Here is a 24,929-nt window from a genome sequence, read left to right as displayed (position 1 = left end):
TTCCGCCCGGTCCCGCTCCGGCCCTAGCCTTTGCGCCTGTCTTGGAGAAGGAGGGGCGTGATGAGGAAAGGGATCGCACGGGGGGACGGCGGCGCGGACGACGCCGCGCTGGTGGCGGGCGCAACGGTGCGCTGGGGACTGGCGGGGCTGGCGCTGACGGTGCTGCTGTCCTCGCTCGGCATCAGCATCGCCAATGTCGGGCTGCCGGCGCTGGCGCAGGTCTTCGCGGTGCCGTTCCGCGAGGTGCAATGGGTGGTGCTGGCCTATCTGCTGTCGATCACCACCCTGATCGTCGGGGTGGGGCGGCTGGGGGACATCGTCGGGCGGCGGCGCCTGCTGCTGCTGGGGATCGCCCTGTTCACGGCGGCCTCCGCCCTGGCCGGTGCCGCGTCCAGCCTGTGGATGCTGATCGCGGCGCGGGCGGTGCAGGGGCTGGGGGCGGCGGCGATGATGGCGCTCGCCACCGCCTTCGTCGGCGATGCGGTTCCCAAGGCGCGGATCGGCCGGGCCATGGGGCTGATGGGGACCATGTCGGCGCTCGGCACCGCGCTCGGCCCGACGTTGGGCGGCGCTCTGATCGCGGCCTTCGGCTGGCCGGCGATCTTCCTCGTCACCGTGCCGCCGGGGGCGGCGGCCTTCCTGCTGGTGCGGCACGGCCTGTCGGCCGACCGGGTGGAGGCGGGCGGGGCGCGCGGGCGCTTCGACGGTCCCGGCACTCTGATCCTCGCCCTGACGCTGGCGGCCTATGCCCTGGCGATGACCGGCGGGTTCGGCCTGCCGGTTCCGGCGCTGCTGCTGGCGGCGGCGGGCGGGCTGGGGCTGTTCCTGCTGGTGGAGGCGCGGACGGCGTCGCCGCTGCTGCGGTTGGAGCTGCTGGGCAGCCGGACATCGGGCGGCCGTATATCGGGCGACCGGGCGCTGGGCGGCCGGCTGCTGATGAACATGCTGGTGGCGACGGTGATGATGGCGACGCTGGTGGTCGGCCCCTTCCATCTGTCCCGCGCCCTCGGGCTGGAGGCGGCGATGGTCGGTCTGGCCATGTCGGCCGGGCCGGTGGTGTCGGCGCTGACCGGCGTGCCGGCGGGCCGGCTGGTCGACCGCTTCGGCACCGCCGGCATGACGGGCCTGGGGCTGGCGATGGCGACGGTCGGATGCGTGCTGCTGGCACTGCTGCCGGCGACGCTCGGCGTGGCCGGCTATGTCGGGCCGCTGGTCATCGTCACCGCCGGCTATGCGCAGTTCCAGGCCGCCAACAACACGGCGGTGATGTCGGGCCTGGAGGCGGACCGGCGCGGCCTGGTGTCGGGGCTGCTCAACCTCTCGCGCAATCTGGGGCTGGTGACCGGCGCCTCGGTGATGGGAATGGTGTTCGCGCTGGGGGTGGGGACGGATGCCGTGTCGGCGGCGCCCGACGCCGTCGCGGCGGGCACCCGCATGACCTTCGCCGTCGCCGCCGCGCTGATCGCCGTGGCGCTCGCCATCGCCTGGGGCGTGCTTCGGCGGGCGGCTCCTCCGGCGCGCCGTGGCTGAGACGATGCCGCCATGACAATCGCTTTGCCTGCATGCAATGAGGGGCTACACTGCCATATTGTATGTGGATGAGGGTGAGGCATGTCGCGCTCCGTTGACGACGTGGTGTGGGTGCCGAGCATCGATCGCTCGGCAGGCCCGCTGTACCGTTCCATCGCCGATGCGCTGGAGGAGGACATTCGGGCCGGGCGCGTCACACAGGGCACCCGCCTGCCGCCGCAGCGTCTCCTTGCCGGGAAGCTGGGCGTCGATGTCACGACCATCACGCGCGCCTATGCCGAGGCGGCCCGACGCGGTCTGGTGGAGGGGCGCGTCGGCCAGGGCACTTTCGTTCGGGCGAACCGCGCGGCATCGCCGCTGCCGCCCGAACCGTCGCCCGACCCCCGGCAGGCGGCGCGTCCCGCCGATCTCCAGATGAACGCGCCGCCTCTGCCGATCGGGCCGGGCTTGCGGGACGCCCTTCGGCACGACATGGCCGCCTTCGCGGCGGAACTGGAGCCGGACCTGCTGCTTCGCTACCAGCAGGTCGGCGGCGGTCGGGCCGACCGTCAGGCCGGAGCGCGTTGGCTGGAGGGCCGGCTGGCCGTGCCCCCGGAGCGGGTGCTGGTCTGCGCGGGCGCACAGGGCGCCTTGCTCGCCTTGCTCAGCGTCCTGTGCGAGCCGGGCGACGTGGTGTGTTGCGAGGCGCTGACCTATCCGGGCTTCCGCAGCTTGGCGGCGCATCTGCGGCTGCGGCTCGCGCCACTGGCCATGGACGGCGACGGCCTGCTGCCGGATGCCTTCGAGGAGGCGTGCCGGACCCATCGCCCCAAGGCGCTCTATTGCACCCCGACCTTGCACAATCCCACCACGGCGACGCTGCCGCTCGAACGGCGCGAGGCGTTGGCGGCCATCGCGCGCCGCCATGACGTGCGCATCATCGAGGATGACGCCTACGGCGCCTTGGCGCCCGATGCGCCTCCTCCTCTGGCGGCGCTGGCGCCCGAGTGCGTCTTCCATGTCTCCGGTCTGGCCAAATCGGTCTCACCGGCACTCCGCATCGCCTATCTCGCCGTGGCCGAACCCCGGCAGCTTTCCCGGCTGGCCGCGGCGGTGCGGGCGACGACGGGCATGGCCTCGCCGCTGACCACGGCGCTGGCGACACGCTGGATCGACAATGGCACGGCGGCGGGCATCGTCGCGGGCATCAGGCGGGAGACGGCGGCGCGGCAGGCGATTGCGAGGGAAACGCTGCCGCCGGGGGCGGTCGCGGCCAGCCCTTGCGCCTTTCACCTATGGCTGGGGCTGCCCGGCGAGTGGACCCGCGGCGAGTTCATCGCGCGCCTGCGCGGGACGGGGGTCGGGATCGTCGGCAGCGATGCCTTCGCCGTGTCGACGCCGCCGGAGGCTGTCCGTGTCGCGCTCGGCGTTCCGAAGGACCGCGAGGATCTGCGCGAGGCGTTGCGGCAATTGGCTGACCTTCTGGCCGAGACACCCGCCATGTCCTCCATGGTTGTATGACTCCCGACGGCATATTGCCTGCATTCTGGTTGACATTGCCGGTCTCATCGGGGCATACAATTACATATTGAATGCAGTCAATGCTTGCCGGCGCCTCCCGCGGGACCGCGTGATGCCGTCCCCTGCCGCCGACCTGGATTCCGCCCGCAGGCGAAGACCGGCACCCGACCTGACCGCCGTCAGGGTCCTCTGGCGACGCCATGGGCTCACAGCTTGGAGATGTCCAAAATGTATGATTGGTTCCCTTTGGTCTTCTTTCCGTTCAAGATCATCGTGTTGGGCACCGGCATGTTCTTCGCCGTCAAGTGGCATCACGATCAGGCGAAGAAGGAGCGAGCGAAGAAGAACAACGAGACCGGCGGACCGTAAGCGCCCGCCGACCAAACCCTTGAGCCACGGTCGAGGCCTCGGATATCGAAGCCTTGTCACCATGGTTGGATCGGGCCTTGGCGAGGCTCAAGGCGCGATCCCGGCGAACTCCCGGAAGATGGCGCGCGAAGCGCGCCGGCCCTCTCCCCAAGGGGGGAGAGAGGGGCAACCGCCGCGTCCCGTTGACCTGGCGTCTTTACCCTGCGTCATGATCGGGTAAGCCTCAGGGCAATCGCATATCAGATTTGGGCGAGCAGTTTTCGGAGGAAGGCGGAATTCCAGGCGGCTCGCAGCAGCTTGACGCGGGTAGACCCCTTGGAAGCATCCTTTGAGACGAGGTTGATGGCGAGGTGCCGGAGGACGGCGAGGTTTTCGGGGCCGTTGTCCTTGCGGTTACGGGCTTGATCCTCGTTCATGGTGACGTCGAGGCGCCAATGCAGGCTGTTCTCCACGCCCCAATGGGCGCGGACGACCTCACCGCAGCGTTCGGCGGAGAGCGGCGTGCTGAACAGGTAGTAGGCGGTCTCCGTCGTCGTCTTGGCCGGGGTTTCGCGGGTACGGACCACCTTGCCGATGGCCGCCAGCCCAGGCCATTGGTGAATGGCCTGGAGCCAGGTAATGTCGGTGGAGACGACGCTGGTACGGGTCTCAATGCGGCCATGATCGCCATCAACGGTGGTGTGGCTGGTGGTGGTCGTGGTCTCGGGATCGTCGAGAAACAGGCTCACGTCAGCATGGAGCGTGCCCTGATTGCCTTTGAGCGCCAAGGCGTAGTCGCCCTTCCGATCGATGATTTTCTGGGCGATGTCGCGCTGGCAGTTGAGCGCGTCGACGGTCACGATGGTCCCTTTGAGCGCCAGCATCTCCAACAACGTGGGCACGGCGGTGATTTCGTTGGACTTGGCGTCGGTGGCGATCTGAGCGAGCACCAGACGCTGCTCGCACCCCCAGGCGCTGACCATGTGCAGGGGCGACTTAGCACTCGCCGTATCGAAGGAGCGCCGCAGCGCCTTGCCGTCGATGGCGATGACGCCCTGGCAGGTCTCGGCAAAGCGGTCCATGAAGGTGCGGAAACAGGCCTGAAACTGCTTGGGATCAAGGAGACGAAACAGCCGGCTGAAGGTATCGTGCGATGGCGGACCGCCCTTTAAGGTGAGGAATTCGCCCAGAAACTCCTGACGTTCGTCAGCGAACTCCGCCATGTCGATGCAGGTTCGCCCACCGCACAGGAACGTGCAGAGAGCGATCATCAGCATTTCATGAAGGTCGTGTTGACGAGCATTGCCCCGTCGTGGATCGTCCAGCGCTCCAAAGCACGCTTTGAACCCTTCCATCTCGTTCCCCCAACGCCCAAATCGGTCCGCCGGGTAGAATCAAATCCGATAGGAATGGCAAGGCTTTTCCGTATGCGATTCCCCTGGGGTAAGCCTTGAATTCCAGAGCGAACCTGTCCAAGCTCCAGGAACCATGACACCGCCGCCCCGCCATATCCGTAACCTCCTGCGTGCAGGCCGCGTTCACGCGGGCTCGCTCGCCCCGGATCTGGTCGCCTGAGGCAAGGCTCCCGGACCGTCCGGGGCCGACACACTCTCCCAATCCAAGAGAACCGCTCGAACCGCCTCCCTGCGGTCGCGGGTTCATAACGTGCAACCGCCGCATGACCGAGGAGGCGCCCACCGGGGGGCGCCGCCCGGCGGCCGGTTGCGCATGCCGAGAAAAGCGAAGGAAGACCCTGATGCGTCCGACGGACCAGTTTCCGCCCATCCTGCTGACCGCCACCGACCATGACCGCCTCTCGGCCCTGGTCGAGGCCGTTTCCGAGAGGCTGCCCGAGGTCTACGCGTACCTGACGGTCGAACTGGAGCGCGCCGCGGTGATCGAGGAGGGCGAACTCGCGACGGGCGTGGTCACGATGGGCGCGCGCGTGGCGTTCCGGGACGAGGTGACCGGACAGGAGCGGACCGTCACCCTGGTTTATCCGCGTGACGCCGATCTCGCGGCCTGCCGGGTGTCGGTGCTGACTCCCATTGGCGCGGCCCTCATCGGCGTTGCGGAAGGGCAGTCCATCACATGGTACACGCGGGAGGGCGAGGCGAAGATTCTCACCGTTCTGGCCGTCGAGCGTCCCGGTGTGGACGGGGGCGCCATCGCCGCGTGACCTGCGGTCCGAAGAGTGACCGCATCGCCGCGGGTCCGGGGGCCTCCCGGAACCCGCGGAACGACAATCAGGGCGACGGCCCTGGAGCCTGGCGCCGGGAGATGGTCTCCAACCTCGTGTGATGCTGACTGTTTGGCGTGACAACTCATTTCGAGGCGGCTGATTGTACCCCTTGTGGTGATGAACGCTTCGTCGGCGTGCCCAGCATTCCCGCCGCCAGCGGCGGACGCGTTCAAAACCCAGTGGACTCGCGCCTTCCATCGCGTTGTCCGCTTTCCCCGTCCTTGTCCCTTTCAGCATGCCGCGGCACAAGATCGCTCCTGTGGCCGAAAAGATACATCCGATATCGGAAATGTAATGGTGACAATGTTCCGTTTGACCCCGCCGATTTCATCTTCATAATCCTGATTGTCTCGATTGTTCGAGCAATGTGCGCCAGAGTATGGAGGATCCCATGCGCCACACCGACGTGACCCGCAGTTCCGGCATTCCCACGGCAGCCCAGGGCGCCGTTCCGGCCGCCAACCGCGTCGCCCGCGTCACCCGGCGCCCGGTCTGGCATCTGCTCGATGTGTTGTTTTCCGTGCTGGAACGGCGCAAACAACGCAATGCGTTGATGGGGCTCGACGACCATCTGCTGAAGGACATCGGCCTCAGCCGGTCCCAGGTGGATCACGAGGTGTCGAAGCCGTTCTGGCGGGGATGAGACGATGGCCGACGAATCCGTTCAAGACCAATCCGTTCAGCATGAATCCGTGCAAATCCAGTACGCGGTCGAACCGGACCTGACCGCGGACGAGTTCATCGACGTCCTGGAACGCTCCGGGCTGGCCGAACGCCGGCCCGTGGGCGACCGCCCGCGGGTGGAGGCGATGCTGCGCAACGCCGGCCTGACCGTCACCGCGAGGGCCGAGGGCCGGCTGGTCGGCGTCGCCCGCTCGATCACCGACTTCGTCTTCTGCTGCTATCTGTCCGACCTCGCCGTCGACCGCGCCCTACAGGGGCGCGGCATCGGCAAGGAGCTGATGCGGCGCACCCGCGACGCGGTGGGGCCGGGCACCATGTGCATGCTGCTGTCCGCGCCCGGCGCCATCACCTTCTACGAGACGGCCGGTCTGACGCGGCACAACCACGCCTTCCTGTTCACCGATCTGGAATGAGCCTCCGGAATCAGGATTCCGGACTTGAGACAAGGGGGGGAGCACCGCTGCCATGCCCGACATGATCGCCAACAGCTCGGCCAAAAGCGCCACCGACAGCGGGATCGATACCGCCGGCCTCGCCATCTGCTATGCCGACGTCGCCGGGGCGGCGGAGCGGATCGCCGGCGTCGCCCACCGCACGCCGGTGATGACCAGCCGCACCGCCGACACGCTGACCGGCGGCGAGCTGCTGTTCAAATGCGAGAATTTCCAGCGCACCGGCGCCTTCAAGATCCGCGGCGCCTACAACGCGGTGTCGCGCTTCACCCCGGTCCAGCGCGCGCTGGGCGTCGTCGCCTATTCGTCGGGCAACCATGCCCAGGCGCTGGCGCTGGCGGCGTCGATGCTGAGGGTGAAGTCCACCCTCGTCATGCCGGAGGACGCCCCGGCGGCCAAGCTGGCGGCGACGCGCGGCTATGGCGCCGACGTGGTGCTGTACGACCGCTATGCCGAGCCGCCCGACGCCGCCGTCGCCCGCGTGCTGGAGGAGCGGGGCGGCGTGCTGGTCCCGCCCTTCGACCATCCCCACGTGATGGCCGGCCAGGGCACCGTCGCCAAGGAGCTGATCGAGGAGGCCGGGGAGACCGGCGGGCCGCTCGACCTGCTGGTGGTGCCGACCGGCGGCGGCGGGCTGCTGTCCGGCTGCGTGGTCGCCGCCAAGACGCTGAATCCCGGCTGCCGCGTCGTCGGGGTCGAGCCCGAGGCCGGCAACGACGCCCAGCGGAGCCTGCGCAGCGGCGCCATCGTCCGCATCGACGCGCCGAAGACCATCGCCGACGGCGCCCAGAGCCGCGCGGTCGGCCAGCTGACCTTCCCGGTGCTGCGGCGGCTGGTCGACGACATCGTCACCGTCACCGACGGCGAACTGGTCGAGGCGATGCGCTTCTTCGCCGGCCGGATGAAGATGCTGGTCGAGCCGACCGGCTGCCTCGCCGCCGCCGCCGTGCTGTCCGGCAAGTTCGATGTCCGCGGCAAGCGCGTCGGCATCGTCGTCACCGGCGGCAATGTCGATCTCGCCCGCTTCGCGTCGTTGGTCCAGGCGGCCTGACCGCCCCTCCGCCGCATCATCTTCCCCCAAGACGTAAGGGATCCCTATCCATGACCGGGAAAGCCATGCGCCTGCCCATCTATCAGGTCGACGCCTTCACCGACCGCGTCTTCGCCGGCAACCCGGCGGCGGTGGTGCCGCTGGAGGTCTGGCTGCCCGATGCCCAACTCCAGGCCATCGCGGCGGAGAACAATCTGGCGGAAACCGCCTTCTTCATCCGCTCCGGGGATGGGTTCGAGCTGCGCTGGTTCACCCCGGTGGTCGAGGTCGAGCTGTGCGGCCACGCGACGCTGGCCACCGCCTTCGTCATCTCCACCATCCTGGAGCCGGGCCGCGCCCATATGGATTTCGCCACCCGGCAGGCCGGCACGCTGACCGTCACCCGCGACGGCGACCGTTACACCCTGGACTTCCCCAACCGCCCGCCCAAGCCGGCGGAGAGCCCCGACCCCAAGCTGCTGGCGGCGCTGGGCGGACCGGCGCCGGCCGCGATCCTGAGCGGGCGCGACTATCTGGTCGTCTACGAGTCGGCGGACGCGGTGCGGGCGCTGGCGCCGGACATGGCGCTGCTGTCGGAACTCGACCCGTTCGCCGTCTGCGTCACGGCACCCGGCGATGGTTTGGGCGAAGACGGGGTCGATTTCGTGTCGCGGCTGTTCGCCCCGGCCCAGGGCATTCCGGAGGATCCGGTCACCGGTTCCACCCACTGCATGCTCACCCCCTATTGGGCGGAGCGGCTGGGCAAGAGCGTGCTGAGGGCGCGTCAGGTCTCTGCCCGCGGCGGCGACCTGCTGTGCGAACTGGCCGGCGACCGGGTGCGGATCGGCGGGCAGGCGGTGCTCTATCTCGAAGGCTCGATCCTGCTGTAGGGGGGCGACGGCCATGGCTGACGATCCGGTGCCGCTGTTCTCCTACGGCACCTTGCGGCAAGAGAATGTGCAACTCGCCTCCTTCGGCCGGCGGCGGGTGAAGCATTGTTCGAGGACCCGGCTGCCCCACTGGTCGCCCGGCCGCTCGTCGGTCAGGACGAAGCCGGCCGCCTCATAGAGCCGGCGCGCCGCATCCAATCCGCTGAAGGTCCACAGCCGGGTTTCGGCGAAGCCGGCCCGGTCGGCGAAGGCGAGGGCCCCGTCCAGCAGCCGGCGGCCCAGCCCGCCGCCCCGCCGGCCATCCTCGATGATGAACCAGCGCAGATGGGCGATGCCACCCGGAGGGGAGGAGTGGGGAGGGCAGGAGCCTTGGCCCGGGGCTTCTGCGGCCAGATCCTCGCCGTCGATGGCGATGCCGCCGACGATGCGCTCACCGTCCAGCGCCGCCCACACGGCGTTGCCGGGACGGTCGAGTCGCGGCGCGAACTCCGCCAGCCCGGCCGCCACCCGGCTTTCGAACAGCGGGCCGAAGCCGTGGGCGTCGGCATAGAAGCGCGCCTGCATCTCCACCATGCGGCCGATCAGGCCGGGGCGATACCCCTCCTCGATCCGCACCGGCGGGGCGGGGATGTCCGGTCCCGGCTGGCCGGTACGGCGGATCCGCAGGGCGTCGGCATAGAGCCGCAGGCCCTCCCTCACCATGGCGGGCCCGCCGGGCGGCAGGCAGGCGAGCGCGCCGGCAACCCGGTCGCTGGCGAAGGCGTCGATGGCGGCCAGCGTCCCCCGGCCCTGGGCGGTCAGGGTCAGCCGTTTCACCCGCCCGTCGCCGTCGCCGCCCGCCTCCGCCAGCGCGCCGTTGTCGATCAGCTTGCGCAGCATCCGGCTGACGCTCGATTTCTCCAGCCCCAGCCTTTCGCAAAGATCGCTGGCGGTCAGGCCGCCCTCCCCGCCGATCTCGATCAGGGCATGGACGGCAGAGGGCGGCAGGTCGGTGCCGGCCAGGGTGGGCTTCATGAATCCCAGTTCGCGGACCATCCGGCGCGACGCGTCGCGGATCGACGGCACCGCCTTCTCCAGCTGCGCCATTTCGGAGCGCGCCGGTTCGGACTGGGCGGCGGGCCGGCTGGGCATCGGCATGGCAGGCGCTGGCATGAGGACCCCTCCGCATGAAGTTGTATGATGCAACTATCCGCGCGGCGGGGCGGTTTGTAAAGAGCGGCGAACCGGGTCAGGGACGGCCTTCCATGACCTTTTCGAAGCGGAACATCTCACCGCCGCCGGGCAGGCCGGACGGGCCGGGGGAATGCGGGTCCGGGTGACGGTCGCTGTAGAACTCGACGATCCTGAAGCCGCATTTGTTGACGTAGAAATGGATGTTGCGCTTCTCGAAATAGGGCGTGTGGGTCTGCCAGACGCGGGTTTCGGGATACCTCCGCTCGATGGCCGTCCAGGCCTTGAAGCCCAGGCCGCGGCCATGCTCCCGCGATGAGATGAAGAAGAGATCCAGGGAATTGCTCTGGGTCTCGTCGTCGATCACCACGACGGCGCCGCCGACCTTTTCGCCGCCGCACAGGATGTGCAGCACCACGGCACCCGGCGACTCCATGGAGTGGTCGAGATCCGCGGCGTCCGGGATCGAGCCCTCCGTCACGGCGCCGAACTCCTCGATCACCGCCACCGCGAAGGCGTCCGCCATCTGCCGTTTGAAAGCCGGCAGCTCGCCCGGATCGACGACCGCGAGCGTGACTTCGCTATCCTGCATCATTCCCATCATGACTCTGTCGCGGCGAGGGGGCCTCCCCTTACGCCTCCGTCTCCATCTTCAGGTCCAGCGCGGCGGCCTTGATCGCCTTCTGCAGCTTTTCGAAGGCGCGCACCTCGATCTGGCGGACGCGCTCGCGGCTGATGCCGTATTTCTGCGACAGATCCTCCAGCGTCGTCGGCGCCTCGCGCAGGCGGCGTTCGGTCAGGATGTCGCGTTCGCGCTCGTTCAACCCGGTCATGGCCTCCACCAGCAGCTTGCGGCGCTTGCCCAGCTCCTCGCGGTCGGCCAGCGCGATCTCCTGGCTGGCGCTCTCGTCCACCAGGAAATCCTGCCATTCGCCCTCGCTCTCCGCCCGCAGCGGCGCGTTCAGCGAATGGTCGGGGCTGGCCAGCCGCCGGTTCATGTTGACGACGTCCTGTTCCGGCACGTCCAGCTTGGTGGCGATGGCCTGGACCTGTTCGGGCGACAGGTCGCCCTCCTCGATCGCCTGCATCTGGCCCTTCAGCCGGCGCAGGTTGAAGAACAGCTTCTTCTGGGCGGCGGTGGTGCCCATCTTCACCAGCGACCAGCTGTGCAGGATGTATTCCTGGATCGCCGCGCGGATCCACCACATGGCGTAGGTCGCCAGCCGGAAGCCGCGGTCGGGATCGAAGCGCTTGACCGCCTGCATCATGCCGACATTGCCTTCGGAGATCAGCTCCGACAGCGGCAGGCCGTAGCCGCGATAGCCCATGGCGATCTTGGCCACCAGCCGCAGATGGCTGGTGACGAGCTGGTGGGCGGCGCCGGAATCCTCGTGCTGCTGCCAGCGCTTGGCCAGCATGTATTCCCGTTCCGGCTCCAGCATCGGGAACTTGCGAATCTCCTGGAGATAGCGGGACAGATTGCTCTCGGACCCGATCGCCGGAAGGTTGGACCCCGTCGCCATGGCTCTAAAACCCCCTCTCTGACGGCCGATGCGCGCGGACATGAATTCATGCGCACACCGCCGTTCTCCGGTGCGGGTTCCACAGGCCACCCGCAATGAGTGGACGGCGGAACCACGCCGTTGACGGGGAGTCTAACCAAGAAACATTTCACGGTGTACCGTTTTAAAACGACTCCAGGGTGACAATTAGTTCATGAATGTCCGCCGGAATTGAGGAGCGGAATGCCACAATTTCGCCACTAACCGGATGACGGAAGGTCAGGGCGGCGGCGTGCAGCGCCTGACGCGGAAAGCCGGTGAGGAGGCCGCGCGCTGCCTCGGGCAGCAGCGAGGCGAATTTGCCGCCCGGGCGGCCGGAGCGGCCGCGGCCGTAGAGCGGATCGCCGACCAGCGGATGGCCGATATGGGTCAGATGGACGCGGATCTGGTGGGTGCGCCCGGTCTCCAGCACGCATTCGACCAGCGAGGCGGCCATGCCGAAGCTCTTGACCACGCGATATTTGGTGCCCGCCGGTTTGCCGCCGCCGGTGACCACCGCCATCTTCTTGCGGTCGGCGCTGCTGCGGCCGATGTTGCCCTCGATCCGGCCCTGCGTCGGGTTGGGCACGCCCCAGACCAGCGCCAGATAGGTGCGGCTGAGGGTGCGGTCGGAGAACTGGTCGGAAAGGCCGTGGTGGGCGCGGTCGTTCTTGGCGACCACCATCAGGCCGCTGGTGTCCTTGTCCAGCCGGTGGACGATTCCCGGCCGCCGCACCCCGCCGATGCCGGACAGGCTGTCGCCGCAATGGGCCAGCAGGGCGTTGACCAGCGTGCCGTCCGGGTTGCCGGCGGCGGGATGCACCACCAGCCCGGCCGGCTTGTCGACCACCAGCACGTCGGCGTCCTCATACACCACGTCGAGCGGGATGTCCTGCGGCAGCGGTTCGGCGGCTGCGCTTCCCGGCATGCGCAGTTCGAAAATCTGCCCATATTTGACCCTTTGGGACGGGTCCGTTATCGTCCGTCCGTCGCCGCGCACGCAGCCCTGTTCCAGCAGGGCCTGGACGCGCGACCGCGACAGGTCCGGCAGGCCGGCGGACAGCGCCTTGTCCAGCCGCTGCCCCGCCGCCGTGTCGGGGATGCGATAGGTCAGCGTTTCGGCGGGGCTGGTCTTCGGACCGGGACCGTCACGTTCATCGTCTGGATCGGCGTCGAAATCGGCGTCGAAAGCTGCGTCGAAATCGGCGTCGTGATCGGCGGGAATATCGTCAGCCATCGGGCGTGCGTGTCGCGTCCTGTTTCAATCGTCCGGGAGTGGACCCCAAACCGTGCAGATCCTCAAGGCACTCGTCGTCATCATGGGCGTTCTGATCGTCGCCGGCTTCACTTTTCTCGGGGTGGAGCTGTACAAGCGGATGTCGGACCCCTCCCGTGGCTCCCTGACCGGACCGGCCAAGGCCGTCGCGACGGCACCGCCGCCCGACAGCCAGGCCACCCGCCCGATCGAGGTGACGCTCGACCTTCCCGCCGGCGCCCGCATCGGCGAGATCGCGATGAAGGGCAACCATCTGGTGTTCAAGGTCGCGGTGCCGCAGGAGCCGGACCGGCTCTATCTGATGGACCCGCGTGACGCCACCGTCACCGCCATCGTCATCGCCGGCAAGCCGTCGTCGTCGCCGGCATCCTCGCTGGAATCCCCAGCGGCACCCTGAGAACCACCAGGATTCGCGACCATGCATGATTTCCGCAGCGACAACGTCGCCGGCGCCGCCCCGCAGGTGATGACGGCGCTGGCCTCCGCCGCGTCCGGCACCGCCGCCCCCTATGGCGCCGATCCGTGGACCCGGCGGCTGACCGGGCGGCTGTGCGCGGTCTTCGAAACCGAGGTCGCGGTCTTCCCGGTCGCCACCGGCACGGCGGCCAACGCGCTGGCGTTGTCGGCGCTGGTGCCGCCCTATGGCGCCGTGCTGTGCCATGACGACTCCCACATCACCGTCGACGAATGCGGCGCCCCGGAATTCTTCACCGGCGGCGCCAAGCTGGTGCCGCTGGCCGGCGCCCATGGCAAGCTGACGCCCGATTCGGTGCTGCGCCATGTCGCCAGGGCCGGCGTCGGCGTCGTCCACCGGGTGCAGCCCGCCGCCCTCAGCCTGACCCAGGCGACGGAGGCCGGCACCGTCTACAGCCCGGCGGAGGTCGAGGCGCTGGTCGAGGCCGCCCATTCCAACGGCATGGCCGTGCATATGGACGGCGCCCGTTTCGCCAACGCCATCGCCCGGCTGGGCTGCGCGCCCGCCGAGGTGACGTGGCGGGCCGGGGTGGACGTGCTGACGCTGGGCGGCACCAAGGGCGGCTGCCTCGCCGCCGAGGCGGTGGTGTTCTTCAACCCGGCGATGGCCGAGGATTTCGGTTTCGGCCGCAAGCGCGGCGGCCATCTGGTGTCGAAGCAGCGTTTCCTGTCGGCGCAGCTCGACGCATGGCTGGAGGATGGGCTGTGGCTGCGTCTGGCCGCCCATGCCAACGCCATGGCCGACCGTCTGGCGGCCGGGCTGACCCGGCTGCCCGGCGTCGAGCTGGCCCACCCGGTGGAGGCCAACGAGCTGTTCGTCCGCCTGCCGGGCGCTTACACCGAGGCGCTGGAGGCGGCCGGTTACGGCTTCTACCGCTGGGACGACGGCACCGCTCGCTTCGTGACGGCGTTCGACACCCCGGCGGCGGCGGTGGACGGTTTGCTGGCTATTTTGCGCGGACCGCAAGAAAAGGCTTGATCAGTGGGACGGGCTTCGCTAGAAAGCCGCCCACGCCGATGACGTCCCCATCGTCTAGAGGCCTAGGACACCGCCCTCTCACGGCGGTAACAGGGGTTCGACTCCCCTTGGGGACGCCAACCTTTCCGGGTTGGGTCGCGCGGCCGGTGGCAGCCTCCACCGCCGCGACAATCATCGGGACCAGACGTCCCCATCGTCTAGAGGCCTAGGACACCGCCCTCTCACGGCGGTAACAGGGGTTCGACTCCCCTTGGGGACGCCATCCACGCGCGGGATGCGTTTGTTCGCGCGGATTGAAGCCACAATGTCCCCGTCGTCTAGAGGCCTAGGACACCGCCCTTTCACGGCGGCGACACGGGTTCGACTCCCGTCGGGGACGCCATTTCTTATAAGAAACAGCTCCGACCTTTCTGCCCTCAGCAGCATTTCCATCGCAGAATTTCGCGATGGGACGTGAGCTTTTGGTGCCCTTCCGCCTCCATAACCCCACTCCTACGCGGTTCCCACCCGCCAGAACTCGGCCGCCCCCTCGGGCAGCGTGGCGATGACGCGGTCGAACGCCTGCCGGTCGACATGGCGGCGCAGGGCCGTCGCCACATCGCCGATGCAGCTGTCGGGGGCGAAATTATGGTCGCGGCGCAGCGATTGCGCCTCCCGGGTCATGGCGGCGCGGTCGCCGAACGCCAGGCGCGGCTCGTCGGGATTCCAGTCTGTCACGAAGATCGCCCGCAGGACCGGCGGCAGAACCCCGGCGAAGCGGATCGCCTCTTCGAAGGACAGGCGGCGTCGGAAGACCTGCAACACCCCCTGCACCATGGTGTAGGTCTGGTTGCGGGTCGTCAGGGCGGAGACATCGCGCGCGTCGGCCAGGAAACGCTCGAACTCCTCCGACGCATGCTGGATTTCCATCGGGATCGGCATTTCACCCCAACACTTCCGTCCGATACAGCGTCACCTTGATCCCGCCGTTCGACACCGTCACCCCGTCCTCGCCGAAGGGCAGCTCCGTCGCCTTGGCCAGGGCCGCCTCGTTGGTGATGATGCCGACGCGCCAGCCGGCGAAGCGGGTCCGCAGCGTCTGGCCCATGGCGTGATAGAGCGGGATCAGGGACTTGCCCTCGCCGATGCGGGCGCCATAGGGCGGGTTGACGATGACGAGGCCGGGCGGACCCTCCGGCGGGGTCAGGTCGCTGATGGCGTGATGCGCGAAGTCGGTCCAGCCCGACACCCCGGCGCGTTCGGCGTTGGCGCGGCTCATGGTGATGGCGCCGGCGTCGCGGTCGCTGCCGTAGAAACGCACCGAAGGCGGCGTCACCGCGCCGGCGCCGCGCAGGCTTCGCCACAGGCAGGGGTCGAAGCTGGCGAGCTGTTCGAAGGCGAAGGCGCGCGAGCGGCCGGGCTTCAGGCCGGCGGCGATCTCGGCCGCCTCGATGACGAAGGTGCCGGATCCGCACATCGGATCCACCACGGGCGCGCGTCCGTCATAGCCGCACTGGCGCAGGAACAGGGCGGCCAGCGTCTCGCGCATCGGCGCCTTGTTGACCGCCTCCTTGTGGCCGCGCTTGTGCAGCGACTCGCCGGAGCTGTCGACACTGATGGTGCACAGGTCGTCGTCGATGCGCGCCTTGATCTGGATCGCGCCCGCTTGGGCCGCCGAATCCTCCTCCGATGCGTCCTTTCCGGTCTTGGCGGGGCTCTTGGGACCCTTGACCACCGGGGCGCCCAGCTCCTCGGCGATGGCGCGTTCGATGCGCTGGGCGGCGGCGCCGGCATGATAGATGCGCGAGGCCTTGCACGACGCCTCGACCCGCACCGGCACGTCGGCGCGCAGGATGTCGGCCCAGGGCACCCGGCGGGCGCGCTTGTCCAGCTGGGCCAGATGCAGCGCCCGGAAGCTGGCGATGCGCGCCAGCACGCGGGTGGCGCCGCGCAGCTCCAGATTGGCCCGCCACACCTCCGGCCAGCCGCCGGACACCGTCACCCCGCCCTTGACGGCGGTCGGGTTGGCGAAGCCGCGGTCGCAGGCTTCCGCGCACAGCACGGATTCCAGGCCGGGGGCCGCCACCAGGAAGATCTCGAAGGGCTGGGCGGGGCCGGTCTGGCCGGACTTGTCTTTGTCGGTGTTCATGCCGCCTACATAGCCCGAAGGCCGTGCGCGCTTCGACAGGATTCTGGCGTGGCGTCGGGACCGGAGCGCCGGATTCCCCTCGATGCGCGTGCGGTTGACGCCGGGCCGCCGGCCCCCGATGATCGGATGGGACCACGAACAATCAAGCTGGCTTTCGAGTCCGAACAGGACCGGCACCGGCCGCCAGGGGGAGGACGCCCATCATGACCGTCACCGAGACCGCCCGTTGGCCCGCCGATCTGCTGGCGCGGGACTTCCACGGCAAGCGGGTGCTGGTCACCGGCGGCAGCCGCGGCATCGGCGCGGCGGTGGCGTCGGCCTTCGCCCAGCTCGGCGCCCGCGTCGCCATCCATGGCCGCGACCGGGCGGCGGTGGAGGCGGCAGCCGCCCGGATTGGGGCCGGGGCGGGGCCGGACGTGCTGGCGCTGGCCGGCGACTTCGTCGACAAGGCGCAGACCCGCGCGGTGGTGGAACAGGCGGTGGAGCGGCTGGGCGGGCTGGACGTGCTGATCAACAATGCCGGCACCATGCTGGGCCGGGTCGGGCTGGCCGACATCGACGACGGGTTCCTCCAGCGCCAGTTCGACCTGAACGCCGCCTCGGCGGTGGTCGCCAGCCGCACGGCGCTGCCGGCGCTGATCGGGTCGGCGGGGGTGATCGTCAACACCGGCTCGATCTCCGGCCGCACCGGGGGCAGCGCCGGCTCGTCGCTCTACAGCGCCGCCAAGGCCTTCCAGGCCAGCCTCGCCCGCTCGCTGGCGACCGAGCTGGCGCCGCACGGCATCCGCGTCAACGCGGTATCGCCCGGCACCATCGACACCGATTTTCACCAACGCTACTCCACCCCGGACAAACTGTCGCAAACCGCGTCGCGCATTCCGCTGAAGCGGCTGGGAACAGCCGAGGATTGCGTCGGTGCCTACCTGTTCCTCGCCTCAAGGACGCTGGCCGGATACATCACTGGCCAAGTGATCGAGGTGAATGGCGGGCAATTCTACAGTTGACCGTTCTTTTTCGCGGTTGCGAAGGGAAATTTTGGCAAAACGCGAAGCAATCTCGGTGGTGTTTGCATAGTGCGAAGGGAAAGGGCCGCCCTCCGCTGATAAGGCGGGGCATTTCGCAGGATAGAAAAACAGCATGGGCATTAAGGAGGCTTTGGCATCCTTCTTGTAGGATGACCCGTCGAAAACCGGTCACAGGAATGATCCGGACGTACCCTTTCCGGGGTCAGAAGACGAGGACGCCAGCATGAACGCCACCAGCCCAGCCCAAACGCACAAGGTCAGCCCCTTCGCCAATCTGCGCACGGCGACCAAGATCTACACCGGTTTCGGCGTCACGCTGGCGCTGCTGGTCGGGCTCGGGGCGGTGTCCTGGACGGGCCTGCGGTCGAGCGACGACGCGTTGCGCCGCTATGCCGCCCAGTCGCACATCGCCATGGCGATGGGGGAGGCGGACAACAGCATTTCCGACGCCCTGGGGGCGGCCCAGGAATTCGTGTCCAGCGGGTCCCCGGCGGTGGCCGACCGCTTCCGCCGCGAGGTGGAGAAACTCCGCGGAAAACTGGAGAGCGCCGCCACGCGCATGACCAGCCCGGCCGACAGCCAGGCGGTGCGGGACGTCACCACCCTCTATCCGACGCTGACCGGTGGTTTCGACCAGATGGTCGCGGCGCGGACGGAGCGCGACTCCATCATCGCCTCGGTGGTCAACACGCTGGGGGCCGACATCCGCCGCACGCTGAGCGACACGGTCAGGGCGCAGAGGACCTCCGGCGATCTCGACGCCACGGTGCGGGCCGGCGAGGTCAGCGAACAGTTCCTGCTGGTCCGCGTGCTGGTCGCCCGCTTCGTGGCGGAGTTGAAGGCCGAGGACCTGGTCCGCATCCGCAAGGACATGGCCGAGGTGACGGCGAAGGCCCAGGCGCTGCGCGACGGCATGGCGGACGGCCCGGTCAAGACCAGGCTGGCCGAAGCGGTCGCCAGGATGCCCGCCTATGCCGCCGGCATCGACCGCATCGCGGCGCTGAGCGACCGGCTGACGTCGCTCAACAGCGAGACGTTGGGCAAGGCCGGTAACGAGATCAACGACAAGATCGGCATGATCCGCGCCCGCTCCGCCGAGGTGATGGCGCAGCTGGAGGACATGGCCGCGACCTCGGTGGCGACGGCGGAGACGCGCGGCTCGGTGGTGACGGTGGCGGCGGTGCTGCTGGGCCTGCTGATGGCCTGGGCGATCTCGCGGGCGATCACCCGGCCGCTCGGTACCGTCACGCGGGAGATGGGGCGGCTGGCCGAGGGGGATCTGGCGGTGATCGTCACCGACCATGAGCGTCGCGACGAGATCGGCGCGCTGGCCCGCGCGCTCCAGATCTTCAAGACCAACGCGCTGGAGATCGCGCGGATGCGCGAGGCGCAGGAGGAGAACGAGCGGCAGGCCGCCGCCCAGCGCCGCCAGACGATGATGCGGATGGCCGACAGTTTTGAACACTCGGTGAAGGGCATCGTCGACACCGTCGCCAACGCCGCCACCGGCATGCGTGACGCCGCCACCGCCCTGACCGCCACCGCGCAGGAGGCGAGCGAGCGCTCGCTCCTGGTCGCCTCGGCCTCCGAACAGGCCTCCGCCAATGTCCAGACCGTCGCCACCGCGACGGAGGAGTTGTCGGCCTCGATCCAGGAGATCGGCCAGCAGGTGGAGAATTCCACCCGCATCGCCACCCGGGCGGTGGCCGATGCCGACGGCGCCGACCGCACCATGCGCGATCTGGTCGCCGCCGCCGAGCAGATCGGCGCGGTGGTGGAACTGATCAGCGGCATCGCCGCCCAGACCAATTTGCTGGCGCTCAACGCCACCATCGAGGCGGCGCGGGCGGGGGAGGCGGGGAAGGGCTTCGCCGTTGTCGCCAGCGAGGTCAAGCAGTTGGCCAACCAGACCGCCAGGGCCACCGACGAGATCCAGGCCAAGGTTCAGGAAATCCAGCAGACCACCGGCGGCGCCCAGCGGGCGATCGGCGGCATCGGCCAGACCATCGGCCATATGAGCGAGATCACCACCGCCATCGCCGCCGCCATCGAGGAACAGGCCGCCGCCACCCGCGAGATCGCCGCCAGCGTCGCCCAGGCGGCGATGGGCACCGAGGAGGTGTCGAGCAACATCGCCGGGGTCAGCACCGCCGTGCATGAGACCGGCGACGCCGCCGGCCGGGTCCATGGCACCTCCAAGGCGCTGGCCACCGAGGCGGAACGCCTGCGCAACGAGGTGACGAGCTTCATCGCGACGGTGCGGGCGGCCTGAGGGGATGATGCCAGCGGCCCGCCCCATCGGGCTCAAAAGCCACTGGCATAAGGTGGTCTGGCGGCGGGGCCGGCGTCGATGCATGGGGGCGGACCCGCCCGCTTGAGACGGGCGGGCCTACTCCCGCCGGACCATCAGCCCTTCCAGCTTTGCGAAATCCACATATTGCGCCGGCAGGTCCTTCAACAGGTCCGGGGTCGCCTGGGCATTCTCCCGCGCGCATTCGGCGACATAGCGGGCCAAGAGGTCGCGCATGACCTCGGCCAAAGGCGTCTGGCGCTGACGGGCGTAATTCTTGGCGACATCTTTGATCCGGCGGTCGACCCGCAAAGAGATCGTCGCCTTCTTTGGATGAAACGGATCTCCGATCATGACGATCCCCCACCAATCTTGCTGATCCACGTCTTTTGGATATGCCGGATCGGCGGTGGATACAAGGCACCATGGGAAGACGGGCGATAAAACTTGGGGATGATAGAATGTGAATTTGTGTGGATAAAATCCAACCCGGTTTTCTTCTCCACAGAATCTGTGGATAGATGTGTGCGCAATCCCCGAACAGAATCATCCGCACCCTTCCGGCCAGCCCATCCGGCCTGTGGATGACTGGGTTTGCCTATTTTTTAGGCGCATCGGCCATGCCGGCGGTCCCCCATCCGCCGACCAGCCGCAGCCGTCCGGGCGGCGACAGGTCGGGCAGGACGGAGAGCACGGTCTGTTCGGTCAATTCGGCGATCTGGCGGTGCTTGGCGCGGGCGTCGGCGATCGCGGCGTTCAAGGAGTCGAAATCCACCGGCTCCGCCTGAAGCAGGCCGCGCACCTGCTGCCCCCCCTCGCGATAGTCCTGGCTCAGCGCGTCGTAGCGCGGGCGCAGCGGTTCGAAGGCGGCGCGCAGACGGGCGGCATCGGCATCGGACAGGCCGGCGGCCATATGTTCGACGAAGCGGTCGGGCATCGGCCGGTAGGGCGGGGGCGCGGGTTTGCCGATGGTGCCGGCCAGCATGGCGCCCAGGAACAGGTTCAGCGCCAGCGAGATCAGCGCCAGGCGGCGCAGGGTCAGGCTCCGCCGGAGGCGGTTGACCAAGGGCGGCGACGGGCTGGTCCGGGGGGCGAAACCGCTCATCGGGACTCTCCGTCGAACAGGGTGACGACCTCGTCGTTCAGCAGGGCCAGTTCCTGGCTGTGCGGCCTGGCGGCGCCGGGGACGGCGCGCTGGCCTTCCAGCCAGCCGCCGGCCAGCCAGCCCAGCGCCAGCAGGGCGGCGCAGAAGCCGGCGACCCTCGGCCGCGGCATCCGGCCCAGCAGCAGCATGACCACGCCTTCCTGAGGCCGGCCGCGCACCGTGGCGCCGACCGCCGACAACAGGCGGGCGACGCGGGCGTCCTCCACCGGCGGGGTGGGGCCGCCGATCAGCCGGTCGAAGGCCAGTGCCCGCTCCAGCGCGGCGCGCAGGGCGGGGGAGTGGGCGAGCGCCGCCTCGGCATCGGCCCGCAGCTCCGGCGGCCAGCGCTCCGGCGCGGCGCCGTACGCGTCCAGATGGCGGAGGAAGTCTTCGTCGGTCATGGCATCCTCCCTCACAGGATCTCGGAGACGGTGAGCGCGGTCTTCAGCGCGGCGCGGGCGCGGGCCAGCAGCGAGGCGAAGGCGCTTTCGCTCATCGCCAGGATCTCGGCGGCCTGCCGCAGGCTGAGCCCCTCCTGGTGGAACAGCAGGACGGCGGCGCGCTGGCGGTCGGGCAAGGCGGCCAGCGCCCGGTTGACGCGTTCGGCGGTCTGGCGCTCGGCGATGCGGGTCAGGGCGTCGGGCCGCTCGTCGGGCGGATCGCCGGCCTCTTGCAGCGGCGACCAGCCGGGACGGCGGCCGCGGTCGATGGCGAGATTCATGACGATGCGGTAGAGCCAGGTGGTGAAGGCGGCCCGCGCCCCGTCCCAGCGGCCGGCATGCCGCCAGACCCGCAGGAACGCCTCCTGCGCGATCTCGTCGGCGTCGGACGGGTTGCCGGTCATCCGCTGGGCCAGCGCCACCGCCCGGCGCATGTGGCGGGCGGCCAGCCGGTCGAAGGCGGCGGCGTCGCCGCCGGCCACCCGCGCCATCAACGCGTCGTCGCTGTCCTCCGCCACCGGGGCTCCGCTCCTGCCGTGGGCGGGAACTATGCCCAAGAGGGCGAGGGGGTGCCAGTTCCCTCTCCCCCCGGAGGGGAGAGGGGATCTTGGCGGGTGGAGTAGGATCAGGGCACCCATCCGCCCCCCCCTATTCCGCGGGCGCGGCGATGGCGGCGCGGCGGTGGCGCCGCAGGGCCAGCCGTTCCAGCGTCAGATAGACCACCGGCGTGGTGTAGAGCGTCAGCATCTGGCTGACCAGCAGCCCGCCGATGATGGCGATGCCGAGCGGACGGCGGATCTCGCCGCCGGTGCCATAGTCGAAGGCCAGCGGAACCGCGCCGAGCAGCGCCGCCATCGTCGTCATCATGATCGGGCGGAAGCGGACCAGCCCGGCCTCGCGGATCGCCTCCAAGGGCGACAGGCCGCGCGTCCGCTCCGCCTCCAGGGCGAAGTCGATCATCATGATGGCGTTCTTCTTGACGATGCCCACCAGCAGGATGATGCCGATCAGCGCCACGATCGACAGGTCGTAGCCGGTCAGGATCAGCGCGATCAGCGCCCCCAGCCCGGCCGACGGCAGGGTCGACAGGATGGTCAGCGGGTGGATCAGGCTTTCGTACAGCACGCCCAGCACGATGTAGATGGTGATCAGCGCCGCCAGGATCAGCAGCGGCTGGCTGGAGGCCGATTGCTGGAAGGCCCGCGCGTCGCCCTGGAAGCCGGCGCGGATGCTGGCCGGCATGCCGATGTCCTCGGCCGCGCGCTGGATCAGCTCGGTCGCCTGGGACAGCGAGACGCCGGGGGCGAGGTCGAAGGTCAGGTTGGCGACCGGAAAGCCGCTCTGGTGCTGGATGCTGGCGGCCTGGTTGCCGATGACGACGCGCGACACCGCCGACAAGGGCACCATGCCGCCGCGGCCGGGCACGAAGATCCGCTTCAGGTCGTCGGGGCCGAGCGCCTCCGACGGCTCGACCTCCAGCACCACCTTGTGCTGGTTCTGCATCAGATACATGGTCGAGACCTGACGCTGGCCGAAGGCGTCGTAAAGCGTCGATTCCAGGGCGCTCAGCGACACGCCGAGGCGGGACGCCGCGTCGCGGTCGACGATGACGTTGGCCTGGACGCCGCCGTTCTGGCGGTCGTTGGCGACGTCGACCAACTCCGGCAGGGTGCGCATCTTGTCGACCAGCTTGGGCGCCCACTCGTTCAGCGCGGAGATGTCGGCGTCCTGAAGGCTGTAGCGGTACTGGCTGCGCCCCTGGAAGCCGCCGACCCGGATGTCCTGCACCGGCGTCAGATAGAGCTGCACCCCCGGCACCTTGCCGGCGCGCTGGCGCAGCCGCTGGATGACGGTGGCGAGGTCGTCGCGCTCGTCCTTCGGCTTCAGCCCGATGACGATCTGGCCGGAATAGGTGCCGCCGGGGCCGCCGCCGCCGATGGTGCCGCCGACGCTGTCCACCGCCGGATCCCCGGCCACCGCGTCCTGAAGGGCGCGCTGGCGCGACACCATGGCGCGGAAGGAGATGTCGGGCGGCGGGTCGCTGAAGCCGATCAAGAGGCCGGTGTCCTGCTGCGGCACGAAGCCCTTCGGCACCTGTCCGTAGAGCCAGACGCTGACGCCGATGATGGCGGCGGTCGCCAGCAGCATGGCCCGGCGGTGGGCCAGCACCCAGTCGAGCCCGCCGGCATGGAGCCCGAACAGCCGGTCGCCGACCCAGCCCAGCGCGCGGCCGAGGCGGCCGGTCGGCCCGCGCTCCGTCTCCGGTCGCAGCAGATGGGCGCACATCATCGGCGTCAGGGTCAGCGACACCACCGCCGACACGGCGATGGCGACCGACAGGACGACGGCGAATTCGCGGAACAGCCGGCCCTGGATGCCGCCCATGAACAGGATGGGGATGAAGACGGCGACCAGCGACAGGCTGATCGACACCACGGTGAAGGCGACCTGCCGGGTTCCCGCCACCGCCGCCTCGAAGGGCCTGGCGCCCTTTTCGATGTGGCGGACGATGTTCTCGATGACGACGATGGCGTCGTCGACCACGAAGCCGACCGAGATGGTCAGCGCCATCAGCGAGAAATTGTCCAGGCTGTAGCCGACGATCCACATCACGCCGCAGGTGCCGGCCAGCGACAGCGGCACCGAGGCCGCCGGGATCACCGTCGCCCACAGCCGGCGCAGGAACAGCGCCATCACCATCACCACCAGCGCCACCGTGACCGCCAGCGTCTTCTGCACGTCGTCGATGGAGGCGCGGATGGTCGGCGTGCGGTCGGTGCGCACCGACAGGCTGACGCCCGGCGGCATCCAGCCGCGCAGCGTCGGCAGTTCCGCCCGGATGCGGTCCACCGTGTCGACCACGTTGGAGCCGGGCTGCTTCTGGATGTTGATCAGGATGGCGCGATGGCCGTCCTGCCAGGCGGCGGTGTATCTGTTCTCCGGCGCCTCGATCACGTCGGCGACGTCGCCGAGCCGGACGACGGCGCCGTTCCTCTCGGTCACGATCAGCCGGCGGTAGGCGTCGGCGTCGAACAGCTGGTCGCTGGCGCCGATCGCCCAGGATTCATGGGTGCCGTCGAAGCTGCCCTTGGCGCCGTTGGCGTTGGCCTGGGAAATGACGGTTCGGATCGCGTCCAGGCTGACGCCCATGTTGGCGGCGGCGGTGGCGTTGACGCGCACGCGCACCGCCGTCTTCTCCGCCCCGTTGATGGTGACCTGGGCCACCCCCTCGATCTGGCTCAGCCGCTGGCCGATGACGCTGTCGGCCAGATTGTAGAGCTCCGCCGGGGCCAGCGTGGTCGAGGTCATCGCCAGCGTCATCACCGGCGCGTCGGCCGGGTTGATGCGCCGCATCCGGGGCGGGCTCGGCAGGTCGGCCGGCAGGTCGCCGCCGGCGGCGTTGATCGCCGCCTGCACGTCGCGCGACGCCGCCTCGACATCGCGGTTCAGGTCGAACTGGACGACGACGACCGTGCTGCCGAGCTTGCTGTTCGACGTCATCTCCGACACCCCGGCGATGCGGGAGAGCCGGCGTTCCAAGGGGGTGGCGACCGAGGCCGCCATGGTCTCCGGGCTGGCGCCCGGCAGCGAGGCGGTGACGATGATGGTGGGGAATTCGACCTGCGGCAGCGGCGCCACCGGCAGGAAGCGATAGGCCACCGCCCCCAGGATCATCAGCCCGACCATCAGCAGCGCGGTGCCGACCGGCCGCCGGATGAACAGGGCGGAGAGCGAGGCGGCCGAGGAGAGCGGGTTGCCTAGGGGATTGGGGGGCAGCATGGCCGG

Annotated in this window: 24 protein-coding genes and 3 tRNA genes; 15 read left to right on the top strand and 12 right to left on the bottom strand. The window is 69.3% G+C overall.

Annotated elements, in window-relative coordinates:
- Positions 1-60 precede the first annotated feature (60 nt).
- The 3 genes from AZL_RS29790 to AZL_RS36675 all read left to right on the top strand — a co-directional run bounded on the left by AZL_RS29790 (position 61) and on the right by AZL_RS36675 (position 3,399).
- On the top strand, positions 61-1,530 hold the full coding sequence (locus AZL_RS29790) for an MFS transporter (RefSeq protein WP_148219730.1): 1,470 nt from the start codon (positions 61-63) through the stop codon (positions 1,528-1,530).
- Between the two features lie 81 nt (positions 1,531-1,611).
- Positions 1,612-3,030 (top strand): PLP-dependent aminotransferase family protein, encoded by a 1,419-nt coding sequence (locus AZL_RS29785; protein WP_012978099.1) that lies wholly within the window; start codon positions 1,612-1,614, stop codon positions 3,028-3,030.
- 228 nt (positions 3,031-3,258) lie between these two features.
- Positions 3,259-3,399, top strand: a complete 141-nt coding sequence (locus AZL_RS36675) for a hypothetical protein (RefSeq protein WP_173380532.1) — start codon at positions 3,259-3,261, stop codon at positions 3,397-3,399.
- Positions 3,400-3,638: 239 nt separating this feature from the next.
- Here AZL_RS36675 and AZL_RS29780 read toward each other — a convergent pair whose 3' ends face one another.
- Positions 3,639-4,733 carry an ISAs1-like element ISAzs12 family transposase gene (locus AZL_RS29780; RefSeq protein ID WP_012974334.1) on the bottom strand — a complete coding sequence of 365 codons (1,095 nt, stop codon included), beginning with the start codon at positions 4,731-4,733 and terminating at the stop codon, positions 3,639-3,641.
- A 401-nt stretch (positions 4,734-5,134) separates the two neighbouring features.
- Here AZL_RS29780 and rnk point away from each other — a divergent pair, with 401 nt between their 5' ends.
- The 5 genes from rnk to AZL_RS29755 all read left to right on the top strand — a co-directional run bounded on the left by rnk (position 5,135) and on the right by AZL_RS29755 (position 8,676).
- Positions 5,135-5,557, top strand: a complete 423-nt coding sequence (rnk, locus tag AZL_RS29775; protein ID WP_042446225.1) for a nucleoside diphosphate kinase regulator — start codon at positions 5,135-5,137, stop codon at positions 5,555-5,557.
- 454 nt (positions 5,558-6,011) lie between these two features.
- Positions 6,012-6,263: a DUF1127 domain-containing protein gene (locus tag AZL_RS29770; RefSeq protein WP_247894517.1), complete on the top strand. Its 252-nt coding sequence runs from the start codon at positions 6,012-6,014 to the stop codon at positions 6,261-6,263.
- A 4-nt stretch (positions 6,264-6,267) separates the two neighbouring features.
- Complete coding sequence (locus tag AZL_RS29765; protein WP_012978095.1) at positions 6,268-6,717, top strand: GNAT family N-acetyltransferase; 450 nt, start codon at positions 6,268-6,270, stop codon at positions 6,715-6,717.
- A 61-nt stretch (positions 6,718-6,778) separates the two neighbouring features.
- Positions 6,779-7,807, top strand: coding sequence for a threo-3-hydroxy-L-aspartate ammonia-lyase (locus AZL_RS29760; RefSeq protein WP_042446425.1), 1,029 nt, complete (start codon positions 6,779-6,781; stop codon positions 7,805-7,807).
- 65 nt (positions 7,808-7,872) lie between these two features.
- Positions 7,873-8,676 (top strand): PhzF family phenazine biosynthesis protein, encoded by an 804-nt coding sequence (locus AZL_RS29755; RefSeq protein ID WP_042446424.1) that lies wholly within the window; start codon positions 7,873-7,875, stop codon positions 8,674-8,676.
- 42 nt (positions 8,677-8,718) lie between these two features.
- Here the strand turns inward: AZL_RS29755 and AZL_RS29750 are convergent, their stop codons facing one another.
- The 4 genes from AZL_RS29750 to AZL_RS29735 form a co-directional block, all read right to left on the bottom strand.
- Positions 8,719-9,762 carry a MarR family winged helix-turn-helix transcriptional regulator gene (locus tag AZL_RS29750; protein WP_042446421.1) on the bottom strand — a complete coding sequence of 348 codons (1,044 nt, stop codon included), beginning with the start codon at positions 9,760-9,762 and terminating at the stop codon, positions 8,719-8,721.
- Positions 9,763-9,904: 142 nt separating this feature from the next.
- A complete protein-coding gene (locus tag AZL_RS29745; RefSeq protein ID WP_012978091.1) occupies positions 9,905-10,450 on the bottom strand; it encodes a GNAT family N-acetyltransferase in 546 nt (181 codons plus the stop codon).
- 28 nt (positions 10,451-10,478) lie between these two features.
- A complete protein-coding gene (gene rpoH, locus AZL_RS29740; protein ID WP_012978090.1) occupies positions 10,479-11,369 on the bottom strand; it encodes an RNA polymerase sigma factor RpoH in 891 nt (296 codons plus the stop codon).
- A 163-nt stretch (positions 11,370-11,532) separates the two neighbouring features.
- Complete coding sequence (locus tag AZL_RS29735; RefSeq protein WP_012978089.1) at positions 11,533-12,624, bottom strand: RluA family pseudouridine synthase; 1,092 nt, start codon at positions 12,622-12,624, stop codon at positions 11,533-11,535.
- 52 nt (positions 12,625-12,676) lie between these two features.
- Here AZL_RS29735 and AZL_RS29730 point away from each other — a divergent pair, with 52 nt between their 5' ends.
- The 5 genes from AZL_RS29730 (at position 12,677) to AZL_RS29710 (ending at position 14,498) form a co-directional block, all read left to right on the top strand.
- Complete coding sequence (locus AZL_RS29730) at positions 12,677-13,060, top strand: hypothetical protein (protein WP_012978088.1); 384 nt, start codon at positions 12,677-12,679, stop codon at positions 13,058-13,060.
- A 21-nt stretch (positions 13,061-13,081) separates the two neighbouring features.
- Positions 13,082-14,116: a threonine aldolase family protein gene (locus tag AZL_RS29725; protein ID WP_012978087.1), complete on the top strand. Its 1,035-nt coding sequence runs from the start codon at positions 13,082-13,084 to the stop codon at positions 14,114-14,116.
- Positions 14,117-14,159: 43 nt separating this feature from the next.
- Positions 14,160-14,235 (top strand) — tRNA-Glu (locus tag AZL_RS29720).
- Between the two features lie 67 nt (positions 14,236-14,302).
- Positions 14,303-14,378: transfer RNA gene (locus AZL_RS29715), tRNA-Glu, on the top strand.
- Between the two features lie 44 nt (positions 14,379-14,422).
- Positions 14,423-14,498: transfer RNA gene (locus AZL_RS29710), tRNA-Glu, on the top strand.
- A 110-nt stretch (positions 14,499-14,608) separates the two neighbouring features.
- On the opposite strand, the gene AZL_RS29705 is transcribed toward AZL_RS29710, so the two are convergent.
- Positions 14,609-15,037, bottom strand: coding sequence for a DUF2267 domain-containing protein (locus AZL_RS29705; RefSeq protein ID WP_012978086.1), 429 nt, complete (start codon positions 15,035-15,037; stop codon positions 14,609-14,611).
- 1 nt (position 15,038) lies between these two features.
- On the bottom strand, positions 15,039-16,244 hold the full coding sequence (locus AZL_RS29700) for a THUMP domain-containing class I SAM-dependent RNA methyltransferase (RefSeq protein ID WP_012978085.1): 1,206 nt from the start codon (positions 16,242-16,244) through the stop codon (positions 15,039-15,041).
- 203 nt (positions 16,245-16,447) lie between these two features.
- Here AZL_RS29700 and AZL_RS29695 point away from each other — a divergent pair, with 203 nt between their 5' ends.
- Positions 16,448-17,248: an SDR family NAD(P)-dependent oxidoreductase gene (locus AZL_RS29695; RefSeq protein ID WP_012978084.1), complete on the top strand. Its 801-nt coding sequence runs from the start codon at positions 16,448-16,450 to the stop codon at positions 17,246-17,248.
- Positions 17,249-17,492: 244 nt separating this feature from the next.
- On the top strand, positions 17,493-19,541 hold the full coding sequence (locus AZL_RS29690; protein ID WP_012978083.1) for a methyl-accepting chemotaxis protein: 2,049 nt from the start codon (positions 17,493-17,495) through the stop codon (positions 19,539-19,541).
- A gap of 117 nt (positions 19,542-19,658) precedes the next feature.
- On the opposite strand, the gene AZL_RS29685 is transcribed toward AZL_RS29690, so the two are convergent.
- From AZL_RS29685 to AZL_RS29665, 5 genes are all read right to left on the bottom strand, one after another.
- On the bottom strand, positions 19,659-19,913 hold the full coding sequence (locus AZL_RS29685; protein WP_042446219.1) for a hypothetical protein: 255 nt from the start codon (positions 19,911-19,913) through the stop codon (positions 19,659-19,661).
- Positions 19,914-20,157: 244 nt separating this feature from the next.
- Positions 20,158-20,664 carry a periplasmic heavy metal sensor gene (locus AZL_RS29680; RefSeq protein WP_012978081.1) on the bottom strand — a complete coding sequence of 169 codons (507 nt, stop codon included), beginning with the start codon at positions 20,662-20,664 and terminating at the stop codon, positions 20,158-20,160.
- A complete protein-coding gene (locus tag AZL_RS29675) occupies positions 20,661-21,104 on the bottom strand; it encodes a hypothetical protein (RefSeq protein ID WP_247894516.1) in 444 nt (147 codons plus the stop codon). The genes AZL_RS29680 and AZL_RS29675 overlap by 4 nt, the downstream gene beginning before the upstream one ends.
- An 11-nt stretch (positions 21,105-21,115) precedes the next feature.
- Positions 21,116-21,661: an RNA polymerase sigma factor gene (locus AZL_RS29670; protein WP_247894515.1), complete on the bottom strand. Its 546-nt coding sequence runs from the start codon at positions 21,659-21,661 to the stop codon at positions 21,116-21,118.
- A 130-nt stretch (positions 21,662-21,791) separates the two neighbouring features.
- Positions 21,792-24,923 carry an efflux RND transporter permease subunit gene (locus AZL_RS29665; protein WP_012978078.1) on the bottom strand — a complete coding sequence of 1,044 codons (3,132 nt, stop codon included), beginning with the start codon at positions 24,921-24,923 and terminating at the stop codon, positions 21,792-21,794.
- Between the last annotated feature and the right edge of the window lie 6 nt (positions 24,924-24,929).

The sequence above is a fragment of the Azospirillum sp. B510 genome (assembly GCF_000010725.1).
Lineage (GTDB): Bacteria > Pseudomonadota > Alphaproteobacteria > Azospirillales > Azospirillaceae > Azospirillum > Azospirillum lipoferum_B.
Note: the sequence above shows the minus strand (reverse complement) of the source record. Positions and strands in the feature narration are given on the sequence as shown.

Excerpts from the sequence above, each read along its gene's own strand:
- AZL_RS29780 (WP_012974334.1), bottom strand. The coding sequence starts at position 4,733 with ATGGAAGGGTTCAAAGCGTGCTTTGGAGCGCTGGACGATCCACGACGG.
- AZL_RS29770 (WP_247894517.1), top strand. The coding sequence starts at position 6,012 with ATGCGCCACACCGACGTGACCCGCAGTTCCGGCATTCCCACGGCAGCC.
- AZL_RS29690 (WP_012978083.1), top strand. The coding sequence starts at position 17,493 with ATGAACGCCACCAGCCCAGCCCAAACGCACAAGGTCAGCCCCTTCGCC.
- AZL_RS29790 (WP_148219730.1), top strand. The coding sequence starts at position 61 with ATGAGGAAAGGGATCGCACGGGGGGACGGCGGCGCGGACGACGCCGCG.
- AZL_RS29750 (WP_042446421.1), bottom strand. The coding sequence starts at position 9,762 with ATGGCGCAGCTGGAGAAGGCGGTGCCGTCGATCCGCGACGCGTCGCGC.
- AZL_RS29675 (WP_247894516.1), bottom strand. The coding sequence starts at position 21,104 with ATGACCGACGAAGACTTCCTCCGCCATCTGGACGCGTACGGCGCCGCG.
- AZL_RS29680 (WP_012978081.1), bottom strand. The coding sequence starts at position 20,664 with ATGAGCGGTTTCGCCCCCCGGACCAGCCCGTCGCCGCCCTTGGTCAAC.
- AZL_RS29685 (WP_042446219.1), bottom strand. The coding sequence starts at position 19,913 with ATGATCGGAGATCCGTTTCATCCAAAGAAGGCGACGATCTCTTTGCGG.
- AZL_RS29705 (WP_012978086.1), bottom strand. The coding sequence starts at position 15,037 with ATGCCGATCCCGATGGAAATCCAGCATGCGTCGGAGGAGTTCGAGCGT.
- rnk (WP_042446225.1), top strand. The coding sequence starts at position 5,135 with ATGCGTCCGACGGACCAGTTTCCGCCCATCCTGCTGACCGCCACCGAC.
- rpoH (WP_012978090.1), bottom strand. The coding sequence starts at position 11,369 with ATGGCGACGGGGTCCAACCTTCCGGCGATCGGGTCCGAGAGCAATCTG.
- AZL_RS29760 (WP_042446425.1), top strand. The coding sequence starts at position 6,779 with ATGATCGCCAACAGCTCGGCCAAAAGCGCCACCGACAGCGGGATCGAT.
- AZL_RS36675 (WP_173380532.1), top strand. The coding sequence starts at position 3,259 with ATGTATGATTGGTTCCCTTTGGTCTTCTTTCCGTTCAAGATCATCGTG.
- AZL_RS29665 (WP_012978078.1), bottom strand. The coding sequence starts at position 24,923 with ATGCTGCCCCCCAATCCCCTAGGCAACCCGCTCTCCTCGGCCGCCTCG.
- AZL_RS29695 (WP_012978084.1), top strand. The coding sequence starts at position 16,448 with ATGACCGTCACCGAGACCGCCCGTTGGCCCGCCGATCTGCTGGCGCGG.
- AZL_RS29725 (WP_012978087.1), top strand. The coding sequence starts at position 13,082 with ATGCATGATTTCCGCAGCGACAACGTCGCCGGCGCCGCCCCGCAGGTG.
- AZL_RS29785 (WP_012978099.1), top strand. The coding sequence starts at position 1,612 with ATGTCGCGCTCCGTTGACGACGTGGTGTGGGTGCCGAGCATCGATCGC.
- AZL_RS29755 (WP_042446424.1), top strand. The coding sequence starts at position 7,873 with ATGCGCCTGCCCATCTATCAGGTCGACGCCTTCACCGACCGCGTCTTC.
- AZL_RS29700 (WP_012978085.1), bottom strand. The coding sequence starts at position 16,244 with ATGAACACCGACAAAGACAAGTCCGGCCAGACCGGCCCCGCCCAGCCC.
- AZL_RS29745 (WP_012978091.1), bottom strand. The coding sequence starts at position 10,450 with ATGATGGGAATGATGCAGGATAGCGAAGTCACGCTCGCGGTCGTCGAT.
- AZL_RS29765 (WP_012978095.1), top strand. The coding sequence starts at position 6,268 with ATGGCCGACGAATCCGTTCAAGACCAATCCGTTCAGCATGAATCCGTG.
- AZL_RS29735 (WP_012978089.1), bottom strand. The coding sequence starts at position 12,624 with ATGGCTGACGATATTCCCGCCGATCACGACGCCGATTTCGACGCAGCT.